Origin of the sequence: Sphingobacterium spiritivorum (assembly GCF_016725325.1) — a bacterium.
Lineage (GTDB): Bacteria > Bacteroidota > Bacteroidia > Sphingobacteriales > Sphingobacteriaceae > Sphingobacterium.
On the sequence record NZ_CP068083.1, the window covers coordinates 4,496,542 to 4,512,949 of the forward strand.

Annotated in this window: 13 protein-coding genes; 3 read left to right on the forward strand and 10 right to left on the reverse strand. The window is 38.9% G+C overall.

Annotation, left to right across the window (positions count from 1 at the left end):
• Window positions 1-7 precede the first annotated feature (7 nt).
• The 10 genes from I6J02_RS18825 to I6J02_RS18870 all read right to left on the reverse strand — a co-directional run bounded on the left by I6J02_RS18825 (window position 8) and on the right by I6J02_RS18870 (window position 12,082).
• Complete coding sequence (locus I6J02_RS18825) at window positions 8-1,054, reverse strand: endonuclease/exonuclease/phosphatase family protein (RefSeq protein WP_201679314.1); 1,047 nt, start codon at window positions 1,052-1,054, stop codon at window positions 8-10.
• Between the two features lie 11 nt (window positions 1,055-1,065).
• Window positions 1,066-2,421: a DUF5689 domain-containing protein gene (locus I6J02_RS18830; RefSeq protein ID WP_236582167.1), complete on the reverse strand. Its 1,356-nt coding sequence runs from the start codon at window positions 2,419-2,421 to the stop codon at window positions 1,066-1,068.
• Between the two features lie 12 nt (window positions 2,422-2,433).
• Window positions 2,434-5,184, reverse strand: a complete 2,751-nt coding sequence (locus I6J02_RS18835; RefSeq protein WP_201679316.1) for a TonB-dependent receptor — start codon at window positions 5,182-5,184, stop codon at window positions 2,434-2,436.
• 81 nt (window positions 5,185-5,265) lie between these two features.
• The gene (locus I6J02_RS18840) at window positions 5,266-6,681 is read right to left on the reverse strand and encodes a fimbrillin family protein (protein WP_201679317.1); all 1,416 of its coding nucleotides are present in this window, start codon (window positions 6,679-6,681) and stop codon (window positions 5,266-5,268) included.
• 45 nt (window positions 6,682-6,726) lie between these two features.
• Window positions 6,727-8,301 carry a DNA/RNA non-specific endonuclease gene (locus tag I6J02_RS18845; RefSeq protein WP_201679318.1) on the reverse strand — a complete coding sequence of 525 codons (1,575 nt, stop codon included), beginning with the start codon at window positions 8,299-8,301 and terminating at the stop codon, window positions 6,727-6,729.
• A 355-nt stretch (window positions 8,302-8,656) separates the two neighbouring features.
• Complete coding sequence (locus I6J02_RS18850; protein ID WP_201679319.1) at window positions 8,657-9,241, reverse strand: hypothetical protein; 585 nt, start codon at window positions 9,239-9,241, stop codon at window positions 8,657-8,659.
• 11 nt (window positions 9,242-9,252) lie between these two features.
• Window positions 9,253-10,440, reverse strand: a complete 1,188-nt coding sequence (locus I6J02_RS18855) for a PQQ-binding-like beta-propeller repeat protein (protein ID WP_201679320.1) — start codon at window positions 10,438-10,440, stop codon at window positions 9,253-9,255.
• The gene (locus tag I6J02_RS18860) at window positions 10,412-11,098 is read right to left on the reverse strand and encodes a hypothetical protein (protein ID WP_201679321.1); all 687 of its coding nucleotides are present in this window, start codon (window positions 11,096-11,098) and stop codon (window positions 10,412-10,414) included. The genes I6J02_RS18855 and I6J02_RS18860 overlap by 29 nt, the downstream gene beginning before the upstream one ends.
• Window positions 11,099-11,143: 45 nt before the next feature.
• Window positions 11,144-11,779, reverse strand: coding sequence for a DUF2931 family protein (locus I6J02_RS18865; RefSeq protein WP_201679322.1), 636 nt, complete (start codon window positions 11,777-11,779; stop codon window positions 11,144-11,146).
• A 3-nt stretch (window positions 11,780-11,782) separates the two neighbouring features.
• A complete protein-coding gene (locus tag I6J02_RS18870) occupies window positions 11,783-12,082 on the reverse strand; it encodes a hypothetical protein (protein ID WP_201679323.1) in 300 nt (99 codons plus the stop codon).
• A gap of 397 nt (window positions 12,083-12,479) precedes the next feature.
• Between I6J02_RS18870 and I6J02_RS18875 the strand changes: the two genes are divergently transcribed.
• The 3 genes from I6J02_RS18875 (at window position 12,480) to I6J02_RS18885 (ending at window position 16,381) form a co-directional block, all read left to right on the forward strand.
• Window positions 12,480-13,556 (forward strand): hypothetical protein, encoded by a 1,077-nt coding sequence (locus I6J02_RS18875; protein ID WP_201679324.1) that lies wholly within the window; start codon window positions 12,480-12,482, stop codon window positions 13,554-13,556.
• Window positions 13,557-13,675: 119 nt separating this feature from the next.
• The gene (locus tag I6J02_RS18880; protein ID WP_201679325.1) at window positions 13,676-14,197 is read left to right on the forward strand and encodes an NADPH-dependent FMN reductase; all 522 of its coding nucleotides are present in this window, start codon (window positions 13,676-13,678) and stop codon (window positions 14,195-14,197) included.
• 315 nt (window positions 14,198-14,512) lie between these two features.
• Window positions 14,513-16,381 (forward strand): M60 family metallopeptidase, encoded by a 1,869-nt coding sequence (locus I6J02_RS18885; RefSeq protein ID WP_201679326.1) that lies wholly within the window; start codon window positions 14,513-14,515, stop codon window positions 16,379-16,381.
• Window positions 16,382-16,408 lie beyond the last annotated feature (27 nt).

Consider the following 16,408-nt stretch of genomic DNA (forward strand, 5'->3'; position numbering starts at 1 on the left):
TAAAGATTTAATTCAAATCTTTTACCAGATAAATCAAAGTCGGAAAGTGGTCGGAATATCCGTTTTGAAATACATTTCCGGAGAATGTGCGAAACGGATAGCCTTTGTATCGACCTTCCTGTGTAATCAGAAACTCGGGATTATAAATTTCAGATTTCCAGAATTTTAAGGTTGAGCGATCCTCCCCTAAAAGAGGCTCAGATATGATGATCTGATCAAAGAGATTCCATTTCCCCTGATAGCCCAAAGAACCTACACCACGATCGTAATGTTGCCACATGGTATTAAAAAGTCCGCCCTTTGCAACTTCCGGCTGTGTTTTTTTAGCATTCAACACCACCCGTACACTTTTATCTACCGGATCATCGTTCAAATCGCCCATTATGACGACCTTAGCCAGAGAATCCTGTGCATATAATGAATCTACTACAGAACGTACGATAGTAGCAGCATGCTCCCGAAGTTCGGAAGATTTACCGCCATACCGGGAAGGCCAGTGATTGACCAGAACGTGCATTTCCTCTCCAGCCAATTCACCTGTTACCAGTAGAATATCCCGGGTTCTGTATTCTGGTAAATGATCAACTTTGTATGCAAACACTTTTGAGCTTTTTACTTTAAACAGTCCCGGATTATAAAGCAAAGCTACATCTACACCACGTCTGTCTGGTGAATCATAATGTACAATACCGTATCCCAGAGATACCAGTGACGGCTGTTGGGTAAGATCTTCCAGTACTTTACGATTTTCGAGTTCACAAAGCCCTACAAATGCAGGACCTGCGGGACAGTATTTTTTACCTAAGCGGGATATGACTTTTGCCATATTGAGCTGTTTCCTTCTGTATTTCTCTGCTGTCCAGCGATTACCACCTTCAGATGTAAACTCCTCGTCATTGATCAAGGTGTCTTTTTCTGTGTCAAACAAATTTTCCAGATTATAAAAGGCAGCTGCATACACCTGATATTTTTTTTGTTGTGCGACCGAAATATGGGTCTGCACAACAAAAATAAATAAGATACAGAGCGACCTGAAATATGTTTTTTTCATCATACTGCAATATCTTATTTAGATGGTGTCACGATAATCGGACCATTGGAACCTCCTCCTGTAGAAGCTCCGCCCACCAACTGAATATTATCAAAACGGAATCCTACTTTATTTGCGTCAGCAGGCGATATAAACTCTAAGATTACCGCTTCTGCTTTTGCTATATTAGGAATAGTTACCGTATAGAATTTACCGTTATCTCCGGCAGCATTTGATAATACCTGACTAGGAAGCGTTATAACAGTACCATTTACTTTTAACTGAATATTGTTGACATTGGCAGAAGTACCTGCATCAAACAAATTTGCAGCCAACTGGAAGCTCAGTGTCACATCACCTTTATTCAAAGTATTGATCCCTGTCACTTTAATATTTGCATCCCTGTTTGCCGGAAGCCAGATATGTGCGCCATTATCTCCGGATACACTACGGATATCGGCAGCGCCCGACTCATCTGTATACTTGATGGGTGCTTTCATGTCAAAATCAGTAAAATCATTGATTTTTGGTCTGTTTCCGGATGGATAAGTACCTGAGCCAAATGTCTCTTTGAAGAATGTTCCGGCCTGCGGTTGCTCCGGTTCAGGAGCTTTACCATCAAAATCTTTCACATCAGCTTTGGTGCGCAGGAACAACTGCCATCCGCCGTTAAAGCGTCCCAGTATACCCACTACCGTTCCTTTTCCGGTAGGTAAGATATCTTTGGCAAAATCAGAAAAGTTACTCGATCTCACATCAAGTACATTTCCAGAAGCTGTTTTGATCTGTTCGTTGGTAGTCGCATCTCCGGTGGTGAAAGCTTTCTTTCCTCCATTGACAAATGTTACATCTTTGATTTCGACCAGTTGATGTACCATATTATCTGTCAATGCATTAAGTTCAACTACTTTTGGTGTTGCATTGGCAACATTCGGCCATGAATTTGAAAAAGCTTTTGCTTTAAACATTTCCCAGCTGATACGATTCGCATTGGTAGTACCCATACCGATCTGTAGTTCACCGCCATATTTGACGACATACAGGTCCTTAAGATGGATAAATACTTCCTGACCTACCTGATAGCTTGCATAAATAGAGTTCTGATCGATACCAATATTGATCGCTCCGGAAGCATCCTGAACATAGATCTGTTTGTAGATATTACCGGACTCATCATTGCCGGTAACAATTCCTTTTATGATCAACTCTTCAGCAATAAGCTGTGGTGATGTGATGCTGGCGTATCGTTGCTTTAACTGGAGTATAGAAATATTGTCCAGTGCACCTTCATACTTAGGCTCATTAAGCGGTGGAGCCATATAATCTCTTTCACACGATATGTTCAACAGAAGTGTACATACCGCAATAAATAAATATTTAAGTGTATTCATATTCATAGCGTATTAAAATCTATAACTTACGTTTAAGAAGATATTCATCCCCTGCATATAGAAATAACGGGAAGCAAAACGGTTAGGATACGTTGTATCTAAACGCCCCTGTTCGTAACCACCCGTACGGATATTTTTATTGTTTAATAAATTTATAACAGAAAAATTGAAATTCAATGCTCTTCGATTTTTGAGGTAGAACATTTTCCCGATAGAGGCATCCATCGTAACAACATCATCCAGGCGTTCCTGACTGGTAAGTGTTTTGTATGCGTTGAAACTATCCTCATCATATGGATTGATATTGACGTAGTTTGAAGCCAGTCTGCGCATAGCCGATGCTGAAAGATAATTTCGACCCACCGCATTGGCACTTACTTCAAAAAACCAGTATTTATAGAAGTACCTTGCGGCCAGTACACCTGCAAACTGCGGAGTACCCGACACATACAGATCTTTCATATACACTGTCTCTTCAATATCTATCAATTTACCATTCTCCGAATTCATAATGCCCAATGGATTATTGCTATAGTAATATTCACCCATTGTTCCGATAAAATCAAAGCTCCAGTTGTCATCCAAACGGTAGGTAGCAGCTGCTTCTACTCCGCGGTGTACACGATCTACTCCTGTCAGATTGTGAAATACAAATGTACGTTCTGAATCATGATAGTAGGCCATTCGCTCCAGTTGATCGTAGAAGTTTGTCTGAAAAACAGATACGCGACCGGATAAACGAGGCATAGAGAAAATATAGTTGATATCGGAAGCAAAAATTTTGCTGCTTGTCAGTCCTTTAACCACCTGATCCGTTACCCTAGGCATGACATAGGCACGATCAGGAATAGGTGCTTCTGTACTGTAGCTCGTGTTTGCAGATAAATAATGACGTCCATTTATTTTGTAGGTCAGACCACCTTTCAACGTGTAATCGAAGAAATGATATTTTGCACCTTTGCCATAAGAGTTGTTTGGAAAACGGCCATTCTTCATATTACCGTTACGCTGAAAATCAGTATAAGTCAGTTTTGTGCCATAATGAAAATCAATATTTGAGGTCTGATATTGATTCATCACCCAGGCATTAACAGATTGTACATCGATATCAAAGTCATAACCGAAGATATCATTTACATATGCTTTACGATCCGGAAACAGCAAGTCGTTTTGTTTTATATCTTCATTTCCGGGATTGTCGCGTTCTGCAAACTTATCTTTATCCAGAACATAGTCTGCACCCAGCAAATCTTCAACAGTTTTATACTGATATGATCTTGTTTTACGTGCTTCAACTCCTGCTGTCAGACGCATATTGTTGTCATAAAGCTTGTTGAACGTCGAACTAAGTGTTCCTTCCAGAAGATCTGAATGACGCTTCTCTACCATATAAAGTGCTGCTCCGTTATATTTACGTCTGTTTTCAGGATCCATGTTCTGTCTGTACATTTCATCCCAATTGACTTGTGTTACATCTGTATTGTTGGATGTCCACAAATCCCGATAGTAGTTATAAGTAAACTGATCCGTATTCGCCGGATCCATTGCAAAATAAGAAGGCAGATAACGGTAATAGTCCGGTCTTGGATCTATTGCATTGTACCAGTTGAGTGCTGAACTTGCATAGCGGCCATAATGCAACAGACCACCGGATGTCAATGTCGTCTTTTCGTCTATTTTCCAGATATGCGAGAGCACCGCTGTAGGATCATAAGCCGTTACCATTCGTGAATTACGCACTTTTCCATCCTGATAACCCCAGTTTGGATTGTACATATTGTTATCCAGCAAATCGTAGGCTTCCTGAAAAGACGCGCCCTGTTGCCCGCGTACTACCGGAGATCCGTAAGTAACAAAAGAAAGAGAATGCGCTCCGTCTGCCCACTGCTTCTCCGCTGAAAAAGCATAGGATACATTATTATAAGAAGTTCCTTCTACAAATCCCTTATCAGCATACCGCCCTCCTATAGCTCCGGTAAAAGCCCAGCCATTATCCATCAACCCTGTAGAATAGCTGAATATCCCACGCGCATAGTAATTGCGGTTTGTGTAAGAACCTGTTACTTTACCACCCTTGGCATATGAACTGGCACGCATATTAATATTTTCGGCTCCTCCAATAGATCCGAAAGTGAAATTTCCACTATTATTGTAATTGACCACATCTCCGTTTCGTGTCATATCATTCAATGCACCTATAGATGCAAAGTTGAAGACGCGACGATATTGGTCATTAGCCAATATACCATTGATGTAGGTTTGTTCAAAAAAATTGTCATATCCCCGCACGCGAAAGCGAAAAGGAGATAATTTGAATCCAACTTTGTTAAGGTAAATATCATTGGATAAAATCACAGAAGAACGGATATCCTGACCATGGATGTCTCCATCGTCATTGAGAATATCATCATTTATAACGCCCAGAATGGTCTGTACATCGATCTGATTCTCCTGTACCAATGTTATGGCCGGTAATGTTTGATTTTCGCCAGCTGCTAGAGAAACTGACATGCTGTAAGGTCTGATGCCTGCTGAGTTAATGACCAATTGGTCATCTCCGGCTTCCAAATTCACAAATATAAACGCTCCATCAGTATTGGTTGTGGCTGTTTGCTTGTTTTTCTCCAGCGAAACGACGACTCCTACCAAAGGCGTTTTATTTTTTTCATCTACAAGTGTTCCCCTTAATTGTGCCTTTTCCTGAGCATAACTAAGCTGGAAACATCCCAGAAGAAAAAATAACACGTATAACGTATTACGCATAGTATTGTTTTAAGTAAAAAAAATAGACAAGAGGAGGATAATCCTCCCCTTGTTTATAGTGTTAATGATTGGTAATAAAAGTTATTTTGTACCTACTAATTTGATATTATCTATACGATAACCTTGTTTATTATCAGCTGCAGTCGCAAAGATTTCTAAAGTAACACTATTGCTGTTCGCAATTCCGGTAATGTTAACAGGAACGTACGTATTTGACGTTGCTACGGTACCTGCAGGAACTGTTATATCCTGACCGTTAGCACGTACCTTAATTGTTGTAACAGGTGCGCCATTCGCATTGGCAGTTACATCAAAAGATAATTTAAGATTAGTTGCTCCGGTTGTATTGATTCCTGCAATTTTGATTCCTGTATCTTTATTAGAAGGCAACCACACATGACCGTCCATAGTTGAAGTAGCACGGATATCAGCATAAGTAGCAGTATACATATCGGTATAAGTTATTCCTGTTGCACTGTAACCTGTATAAGCTTCTATTCTATCCTTAGTTGTAGCTTTTGGATCAGGAGTTCCAAATGTTTCTAAAAACAATGTTTGCTCAGTTCCGGTTCCAGGATTAGTTGGGTTAGTACCTCCATCAACACCTACATTTACAGATCCGCCTGGTACAGTTGTCCAGTCTGTGATTGTTCCTGCACCTGTTACGGCTACCTGATTTCCTGTTGTTGTAGTTTGTAAAACAATATCATACGTATATTTTTTACCACCTTCAAATGTTGTGCTTGCCGGCATAGTCCATTTAAATGTACCTGATGCCAATGTAAATACAACTTCTTTTGAAGAAAAATCCCCAGGAAGCAAGATAGCTTCTACCAACTGAGCACCAGTTTGTGCTGTAGTTTTAGCCGATACATTCTGTGCTGCAGCAGCTCCGCTCAATGTACCTGTAGCCAGATCCAAAGATGCTGTAGTGTTTACATTATTGTACGCTACCTGCAGACCGTTGACATCTGTAACACCTGTACCCGGTTTAACAGTCAGTTCTACTTTCGCCAGCTTGTGACTGAAATTAAGATTAGCTGTTCCGCTGGATTTGGTCAGTCCTGTCGCATTGTTAGAGTACAATACATCAATCGCAGCAGGTGTAGTCTGATTCGCTACTGTCACTGGTAATGTAGTACCCGAAAGGCTTGCATTATAAGGATAGTAAGCAATAAAATCAACCGATCCAGTCTCCGGATAGTTAATGATCTCTGTTCCCTGTGCAGAGAAATTACCGTTGCCACCTGTTGTGTATTTTTTATTTGCAGCTAAAGGAGTTGCCAATCCGTTACCTTGCTTCATAAATACACCGATAGCATCATTTCCATCCCAGGCATTACCTGTGACACGTGTACCTACACTACCTGCAATAGCAGAAGTAAATTGTACCTGCGCGTTGTTTTGTGTTCCCAAATCGCGGTAGTCATCGTTCTTGCACGAATGTCCCAGAACAATAAGTGCTAAAGCAGCACCCAGAAATTGATTCTTTTTCATGTTTTGTTAAAGAATAAATGGTTTTTATATTTTATTGACTAATAACTATTTGCGCCATATTTGTGTATTTATGGTCGATTTGGCTTCCTTGCTCAGTGCCGGAAAAAATGTAAAGCCGGTCTCTTTCTCTAATGATTCTACCGTTACGGTATAGTTCATATAGTCTGTATTGGAAGGCGATACATTGTTCATTCGGAATCCGATTGTATAATAATTGGCCCCTTGCTTCATCGCAAGTACTTTATAATAATATTTTGGTTTGGCTACCTGTTTGCCCGAATTATCCTGTACATATTCAACAGTCTTGTCTGTAGCTGTAGTTACCATAGCACCCGTCACGACATACATCGTATCCACTCCTGCCTGTGTAGTCCAGGTACGGATTTTATTTTCGAGATTAGCCCAGACTCCCTGATTAAGGCTTCTGTTTTGGGGTGTCATATTGGTATAATAAAAGGTTGATTCATTCTCCGCGCGATTATAAGTCCGGTCACCGCTGGGTAACTGATGTCCTCTGTCAATCTGCAGACTGGCATTATTCGGATATCCGCTTTCCAGATTTGCTTGCAGATTCTGTAAAAAAGCAGGATCATATGCCCATTTATCTGTACGGTCCTGACTTCCCAGATAGTCATTACTTAACGGATAGGCTACCCAGTAGGCTACTTTATACTGCGTATCGTACAGCATCGAGTAATTTCTTCTGGTCGTGGTAGACATTTTGAGATTATATTTGATATTGGTTTGCTCAGCTATCACGGGAAGTTCCATATAAGATACTGTTGGCTGCGGTGTTACTCCCCCATCCTGGCCAAGTGTAATATCATACTGATAGCGATGTCCTTTGGCTAAATTTGTTCCGGCACCTATCGTCCAGGTATAGGTTTTTCCATCAGATTTCGTAAAGATAATCTTGTTTTGTGCGCTAAGTACTCCCGGGAATAGAGTCCATTCTACAACGGTCTCATTAGCTGTATTCAGATATATTTTTGCAGGAATATCTTTTGGTGTGTTATCTGTTGTTAACTGACCTGACGAAAGATCTACAACAGCTGTTGACGAAAGGGCAGTAAAATTTGCTTTCAGACCACTCAGATCTGTTCCTTTTATCTTGAGTTCAACTTTAGTCATTTGTCTTTCAAAAGACAGGGCTACAGGCCCCTGCCCGGAAGTTAGACCGGTTGAATTACGGGCGATCATGAAATCAAGTAATGGCTGATTATCCTGATTTAGAATATTAACTGTAGGTGTAAGTGTACTGTTACTTTGATAAGGATAGTAAGCAACAAAACTCACTTTACTTCCCGTTGGAAATTCCAGAGAGGATTGTGCATCCAAGGGGGAAAAATTACCGTTACCATTGGTAGTGTAGGGTTTATTAAACCCATTGTTTACTACAGATGTACCACTAAGCGGCACACCGTTCTGAAACATAAAGATACCGATAGCATCATTAGCGCTCCACTGTGTCCCCTGGACTCTTGTTTGCGGTAAACCCGCAATTGAACTTGAAAAATATACCTGATTTGAGGTACCTTTTGAATTTAGATCAGTTTCCTTGCGACAGGAAGAAAACATTAAAACGACGCATCCCAGCAAATAGAGCCAGCTCTTTCTCATCAACATTAATTAGATTAATAATATTAAAAACTTATAGAAAATAATCATTCGGTCGACCCAATAGGATCTTAAAACTTTTCATTAGTGAATGATAGATTTTCAAAGTTAACCAAAGTTAGCTAAACAATAAAATCCTATGGTTAATCTATTTTTAATTTTTTATTAAGTATTACCAATTCATATCACTAATGAATTAACATACTATTGATATGTTAAAAAAACGAGCTCCTGATTAAATTTTAAGTTATATATGAAAAAAACGTTAAGCGTGGCTGCAGATGATTTTTATATTAGTTTCATAAGCGACAAAAAGCTACTCAAAGCAACTATGTCTAAACTTTTTATCTTACTGCGCTTATTTTACTCCTTTTCCAAAGTTCTGAATCAGATCTCCGTATCGTTCAGTATAAGTTCTGAACATTTCAGCCCGGGTATACAAATGAAATATTTCATTTCCATTGATAACCAGATTGTCAGGAGCTTTGCCATTACAGAATGCTCCTCTGGAGTATAAGGCTTTGTAAATGATATCATAGTTTTTTTGCGCAATCTCCTTCGTTGGAAATTCATAGATAAGGATAGAAAAATCAGGATAGATATCTTTTGTGCCACTCTCCGGCTGTTTACTTCTTGAAAAATAGGAACGGATGCCGTTTCCTTTCACAGAGATTATTTTATTGTCCTCGCAATTGTTGTAAGACCAACCTCCCCGATCCTTTGCCTCTTCAAATCGAAAACCTGCTTTCTCCAACTTTTCCTGCAGAAAAGTTAGAAGTGCTGTATTATCGGTAACATCTGTAGTTTCAATAGTTTCATAAGTTGTTGCTGCATTAGGCATATCTTCATGACTCAGATACTTTTTTGTATCTGAGTTTCCTTTATCTGAACCTTTGCACGCAATAAGGAAGGCAATCGTCAAAAGCAAAATCAGATTTCTCATAACCTTTTTATTTAATCAAATTTAAAAAAGACATCTTCAAGACCTCTTTCAAAATTGAAATTTATATTTTCTTTCAGCAGTTTACGCTCTTTAAAATCCTGATCTGTTTTAAATAGTTTTCCCGATTTCGTTACGACATAATAATATCCGTTCTGATAAGATAAGCCCATCAGCGTATCCGATTCCGGCCATGCATATTTCTGCAGCACTTTTCCTTTTTTACTGACCGTAACAATGTGTGTACTTGTATTCAACACAAAATCGTCATCAGTTGGTACCAATGAAAGAATCTCTGTTCCGGAATTGGACACTTCCTCTGCATGTTTTCCGTCAGAAAATATACCAGGATCCTTTAAGTCAAGCTCCCATTTTAATTTTCCGCTCCCCTTATCTATACTTAGGAGTTTATTATTTCCGATCAGGATCTGATCATCATGTATCAGCAGATTGGTACTGATGTACAGATTTTCATCTTGTGGTGAAAAAGTCCATACAGCTTCCAAATTATCGTTCCAGCAAATTACTGTACCTTTTTCTGTCAGAAGAAAAATCTTATTTTCATTTATCCTGACGGGAAAAGATGACCCTTCATCAAAATTGTAACTCTGCAGCAGTTTTCCGTTTGTGGCGGATAACTTCAGTAATCGGTAACCAATATTCATATAGACTGAACTTCCCAAAATTTGCGGAGCACTTAATAAAGGTACTTCAGATTGGTATATCCAGTTCTCTTTTAATGTGGGAATGTCTACTGATTTGATCTCGCCATGACTGTTTGCAAATAACATTGCATTTTGGTAAACGGTAGGCTCCTGATAAAAATGCACAAATCTGACATCCGAAAAATTATAGTCATAATATTGCTGATCCGGAGAAACCTTATCTTCATAAGTCCACTTCTCTTTCCCTGTACTGCGGTCCAGACCCACTATACGGGCGTTCAAATAGCTTTTTATAACTTCATCTTTGTAAAAGGAAAAATAAGTCAGTTCATCTATATTGCTATCCCGGACTTCTTTTTCCCACAGCAGTTGATCGTGTACAATATCAAATGCATAGACACTGCCGGCATTTGTCGTGATGAAAAGATTAGTTTTTGCCGGACTTTTGCTTCCGTTATCCTTACATCCTCCAAACAGAGAAATTACAGCACCTGTAATACAAAGTAATTTAGTCGAGACGGTCTTTATTAAGTTCATAATCAAAAGGAATAGTTTGGCTGAAATCTGTTATATACCACGTTGTTGGATCACTTGCAAATTTTACAAAGTCATAGACTATATTCAGTGGCATCTGGATATTACCCAGATTTACCCCATTAGTATTGTATGCAGTCACCATAGCAGTCACCCGTGCAATCTCTTCTTCGTTATCATCTCTTTTTTGAAGTGGAGCATTATACCCTTTTCCGATCCGTATATGTGCATCGTTAGATTTTAATAAATTGACTACTTCCTGCTTATATCTTCTTACTATCGCATATTGTGCCTCTTCATCTGTCGGAACATCTTCTGCCGGCACTAACTTACTGAAGTCTATGGTTTTAATATAATCGTATTCCTCTTTGACACTTTCAGGAACAAACTCTCCAGTCCTGATCTGCTTTCCCCACATCAACGTATCCAGTGGTTCTGAAATAGCACGGCTTGCATAATCTACTCCTACACTTATGGTGTCTGCTCCGGCAGCCTCACCGTTATTTATATCTGATGAAGATGAGCTACTCAGAAACTCATCTTTGAAATCACGGATATGATGAGGGATATGGTGCCAGCCAACCACAAAATGAAGAAATAATAAGACAAACAGAATAATACTGCTAATTACAATCAACATGGTGCGTTTTTTTCCTTTCATAATGTAATGGATGATTTCTTTGTTTAAAATATATGTTATTAGTTATCACTTCAGATCATAGGTTGTACTATCCTGATAATCTGTATTATAATAGTTGTTCTTAATATTTAGGCTGATGCTGTCACTCAATTTGTCAAACATCTCTGTTATATATTCCTGTTTATTATATTGTTTGGCATAATACAGGTCCTGTGGTATTGGTTCTACCGGAGTTAGTTTTGTTTTGAGTAATAATGTTGTTCCCATCGCCTCATTACTGCACCATAACATGATCCAGCCTTTGTTAGCGATTCCCAGGCTGAATGTATTATGCTGACCGGCTTTCTTATATTTTTCCCACGCCTCCGGATTGAAATCTTTAATCGGGACACTCCTACGGTAGAATAGACTATCCGTATAAGAGAAATATACAATATAGAGTGAATCAGGAAAATTCAAAAAACTGTTGTCAACTGAAGGATCTGACTGTTTCCAGGCAAAATAATCGGGATTCGGATAATTAAAATTACCATAATCATCACTGTCACCACTTTTCAGATAGATTTCCCGGACTCTTAGCGGTTCAGATGTAAATAATAATGTACTGTAATCAATCTTTTTACTCCGGTCTATAAAGGCAATCACCACTAAAATAATAATGATCAGCATCAACAGACTGTATATTTTATTAAGGATATTCATGGTTTAGTTTTTATAAGCTGCAGCCAATCCACTGATATAATAAAGAAATCCTGCAAACAAACTGAGTAACACAATTAGCAGAATTAAAAAAATAACCGCTGCGGACTTAAACCGCGGTCTGTAATAGGCGACAAAGCTGAACTGCAATACGGCAATCACTCCTAAATAAATTACCGGTATTAAAAACTGATCATTTTCAGAAGGAAGAATAAGTCCAAGATAGATTAAGATCAGAATATACAGGAGTGCCAGAAGCTTTGCACTCAGCGATCTTGATGTATTTATATTTTCAATAGATTGCATTGTATTTTCTTAAATTAACTGTTACGTATTAAATTCTTTCCATATTCTAAGCACAGACTCTAATCTTCATATGCTGTCAAACGTTTTAATCCAGAGCAAATGTAACTATGACAAGCTTAATATAATGTACAAATATACATTTGCGTATGATCAGTCCAGATTAGTATCAATCTGACCATTATTTGCCAGATATCGATAACGTACAGATAGCAATGCCGGTGCGCCTGTCATTAGAATGTTAAAGAGTCGCTTAGCTCTGGTTAGTTTTAATCTGAATAATCATGTTAACGGATTAAAGATTGATCTGCGCAAATTACAAGCCAATCTAAACGAATTTAAATCCAAACTCCGGATTTGCAGTCCTTTTATTTAGCTTTAGGTTCCAAAATCTGATGATATGAAATTAACATCCATTTATTTAATGCTTTGTATGCTGATATTAAGCAGTCTGTCCCTTTATGCACAGACACTGGATTCAATTGCATTAGCAAAAATCGGAGATCAGCTTGTCCAGCTGGAGTTGCAACAGGCGGAAGGAAAAACCACACCTGGCGATAACTGTGTAAGAGATGAAGATGGAAATTTTCTCTCCTGCTATACTGCTGAATCTTCACCACTTTGGGTGGATGATTTCAATCATGACGGTTTTCCGGATGCCGTTTTTCAATTTATGGATGAGGGGCTCGGAGGAGGTGGCAACGCTTATGGATTTAATTATATCATAGTGCTTTTAGATGCAAAAAAAACTATCATCGATCAATATTCAATTTTCGGTGGCGGTAAATTTTCTTTTGGTCATTTATCTATCGATCGTGTAGATAAAGGAAAAATATATGCCACCTACGACGAAAATCCAATGTCCAGATCAGCCAGTGATAATGATGACGACGAATTGAAACACGTACAAGTCGTCTTTTCCCTTCAGGATAATAAAATTGTTGAAGAAACTTATAAAAATTGTCCTGTGGCAGATGTAAAGAAACAAATATTTAATCCGGATAATCAGCAACAGCTAAAAATCACATCAGGTATGGATGATCAGTTCAATGAAGACTATACAGAAGTTATTACTTTATCAGATCGCACACAATTTACGGCCAATTTGAGCGGCTGTGAGGATCTTGAACTTTATTTCAGCCGTACTATACCGTTTAAAAAGGAACTGGAATTTAACAAATCTTCTATAAAACAGGAATTATTGCTTAACATTCTGTATTTACGGGAAAATACTTTATTTAAATCCATATTAACACAAACCTACTTACAGTTGACCAATCTCAATAAAGAACTGATCAAAACAGATAAAGATGGCGGGGCGGCTCTTCATTTCACACTGTCCGATAAATGGGCAGCTAATCTCTTCATTTCTGGAAATGAAGAGCAGGGAACCTTTATTACTATACGATATGTCAGACCCAAATATGCAGAATCTATGGATTTCTGGGAGAGTATGGAAAGTAAAGCAAAGCTGTAAATAACAGGACTTGTCCTGTTATAATGCCAATCCCGTTTCCGAATACGTGCAAATGACCCGTAATTTTTTCAAATGATTGCAGGAAATGTTACCTTCGCTCCCAAAGCCGGTACACATATATGAAAAATATCATAGCCATAGTAGGAAGTGCAAGTGCAGCATCTTCAAGCCATAAAATTCTGGAATTTTTAAAAACTCACTTAGAAAAGGAGATTAATCTTTTGGTATTTGACCGGTTGAAGGAGTTACCACATTTTGATCCGCAAGAGAGTATAGATCGTCCCCCAATAGAGATTATTGCGCTACGACAGATTATACAGGATGCAGATGCGGTACTGATCTGTACACCTGAATATGTTTTCAGTATTCCCAGCGGATTAAAAAATCTTCTGGAATGGTGTGTGGCTACTACAATATGGATGGATAAACCTGCTGGTATTATTACGGCATCTACAGATGGAAAAAATGCGCATGAGCAACTTCAGATGCTGTTACGTACATTGGGTGCATCTGTAGAAGAAAACACCTGCCTGCATATACCGGCCGTAAAAAGCAAAATAAATCAGGAGGGTCAGATTGCAGATCCGGATACACAGGAAGCTCTTATTCATCTCGCAAAAAACGTACAGAGAGCCCTTTAATCCTTAAGTCTTATACTTACGGGTAGAATCACTGGGAACGAGAATTTATAATCTTATAGTTGCAAATCCAATTTGTAATTTAATTCTACATTTCATTGTCTACAGATACATACGCTCTTTACTATTTTGCTACAAAGCTGTATATCTGACAGATACAAACTTTACGCAAATAAAAAAATAGAACAATCGATTGCGTTAATTAAAAAAATGAATATTAAAGAATTTTAAGACACTTTAATTATTACTGTTTTTTCCTTTTAAGAATACAGGCACAGTTTTGGCTTTCGGTTTAGTCTAACTCAATGCTATCAAATTATGAAAAACAGGACAACTCCTGCCCTTCTGTTTATGAGTGGGCTACTCTTTGGAGCTTCGTTATTAAGCTCCTGTACAAAGGAAATTCTAAATGCAAAAACCGATGAAAACCCAACTGCGCTGGATATGGCCAATACCAGTACGGCTGTTCCAACCAACCCTTACTATGTATTGGATTCCATAGGCAAACCTCAGCAAATTTTCAGAGAAACAATCAATTCCACAACTTTGAGAAACCGCCTGAAAACAAGTTATGAGCCTACCCGGATTCTACCCACGGGATATTACGTAGCTCCTAATCAGACCTTTACTATCAATGTAAATCTGCAACAGGGTTCCACCTTGCCTAAAGTACAGGTGGGAACACATTCCCGCAATCACGACTATTCATACAATCCACCTGTTTATAATCTGTCGTCAGGAAACAACACCATTACCGCAAATGCGGATGGAGGAATTATCTGGATTACGTATGAGCAACCGACCAATGCAACTACTGCTCCGGCAGCCAGCGCATTGCTGTCCTTCTCCGGAAATATCTCCAGAATACCGGTTTATATCAAGAATAGCACCTCATTAAGCAACTGGCAAAATCAACTCCTCACCTACAATGGAGCCACGGATGTATTGATGGTAGGGCAAAATGTATATATGGTATATGCTAAAGGTTTACACGCTGCTGTATCAACCCAAAATAATGATCTGATTTTAAATAGTGCTGATGCAGCCTGGGATATTCACTACAATTATGCAGGTTTAAATAACAGCAGCACACAGCATACGAGACCTATAATTCCACATTTGATGGTACAGACAGAAGTTCCTTTTGGTTTATATTATGCGTTTTTTTATCGTACAGCTTATGCAAATTATGACGCTCATAAAGTATTTGGGGAGGATATCGTAACCAACTGGGGCGTATGGCATGAATTTGGTCATTTGATGCAAATGCATCCTATAGACTGGGACGGGCTCGGTGAGGTAACGGTTAATATATTCAGTCTGAAAGCAGAGCGTGCATTGGGGATCACACCGACAAGATTAACCAAAGACAATATATGGCCTCAGGTACATACTTACCTGACGGGTACAGGTACCAAAAATTTTGATTCGCAGAGTGTGTGGGTGAAGTTAGCTATGTTTCACCAACTATGGCTGGCCTATGGAGACTCTTTCTATACCAATTTATATCGCTCTGTTCGTGAAGATACAGGCACATACAGCTCTAGTGATGCAAAAAAGAAGAATTTTATACTAAAAGCATGTCAGCAGTCCGGACATAATCTGACTAGCTTCTTTCAGGCATGGGGTATTCAGGACAACAGTCTGAATATCTACGCTGCAGTAGCAGCCCTTAATTTGCCTTCGCCATCGTATGATCTCTCCCAACTGACAGATTCCTATACCCCGGGACAAAGTCTTATCGAAAATGGAAACATCTATCAGATTGTTTCAGCCGTAAATAATAGCAGTGTGGTAGATGTAAACAGCCATACACCAGCTAATTCCACTCCGGTTACCTTGTGGTCCAGAAATAATCCGGCAAGTAATAATCAGAAGTTTCTTGCCAGAAGATTATCAGGAGGCCAGTATGTATTCAAATCCATGGCAGATACTACAAAAGTGTTAGATGTACAAGGTGGCGGATCAGCTGACGGGACCACTATTATTGTATATGGATACCATGGCGGAAATGCCCAGCGTTGGGATGTAGCTGATGCAGGTGCTGGATATGTATATTTAAAATCTGCAGTAGGAACTAATAAATCACTGGATGTCAAAAACGGTGCTACAGCCAACGGTACGCTTATGCAGATATGGACTTCGGGAACAGGAAATTCGCAAAAGTTCAAACTGATCAAGCAATAGAACCATATTAATGACACTCAAAGCCTG

Excerpts from the sequence above, each read along its gene's own strand:
- I6J02_RS18840 (WP_201679317.1), bottom strand. The coding sequence starts at position 6,681 with ATGAAAAAGAATCAATTTCTGGGTGCTGCTTTAGCACTTATTGTTCTG.
- I6J02_RS18870 (WP_201679323.1), bottom strand. The coding sequence starts at position 12,082 with ATGCAATCTATTGAAAATATAAATACATCAAGATCGCTGAGTGCAAAG.
- I6J02_RS18825 (WP_201679314.1), bottom strand. The coding sequence starts at position 1,054 with ATGATGAAAAAAACATATTTCAGGTCGCTCTGTATCTTATTTATTTTT.
- I6J02_RS18860 (WP_201679321.1), bottom strand. The coding sequence starts at position 11,098 with ATGAAAGGAAAAAAACGCACCATGTTGATTGTAATTAGCAGTATTATT.
- I6J02_RS18850 (WP_201679319.1), bottom strand. The coding sequence starts at position 9,241 with ATGAGAAATCTGATTTTGCTTTTGACGATTGCCTTCCTTATTGCGTGC.
- I6J02_RS18835 (WP_201679316.1), bottom strand. The coding sequence starts at position 5,184 with ATGCGTAATACGTTATACGTGTTATTTTTTCTTCTGGGATGTTTCCAG.
- I6J02_RS18875 (WP_201679324.1), top strand. The coding sequence starts at position 12,480 with ATGAAATTAACATCCATTTATTTAATGCTTTGTATGCTGATATTAAGC.
- I6J02_RS18855 (WP_201679320.1), bottom strand. The coding sequence starts at position 10,440 with ATGAACTTAATAAAGACCGTCTCGACTAAATTACTTTGTATTACAGGT.
- I6J02_RS18880 (WP_201679325.1), top strand. The coding sequence starts at position 13,676 with ATGAAAAATATCATAGCCATAGTAGGAAGTGCAAGTGCAGCATCTTCA.
- I6J02_RS18885 (WP_201679326.1), top strand. The coding sequence starts at position 14,513 with ATGAAAAACAGGACAACTCCTGCCCTTCTGTTTATGAGTGGGCTACTC.
- I6J02_RS18845 (WP_201679318.1), bottom strand. The coding sequence starts at position 8,301 with ATGAGAAAGAGCTGGCTCTATTTGCTGGGATGCGTCGTTTTAATGTTT.
- I6J02_RS18865 (WP_201679322.1), bottom strand. The coding sequence starts at position 11,779 with ATGAATATCCTTAATAAAATATACAGTCTGTTGATGCTGATCATTATT.
- I6J02_RS18830 (WP_236582167.1), bottom strand. The coding sequence starts at position 2,421 with ATGAATACACTTAAATATTTATTTATTGCGGTATGTACACTTCTGTTG.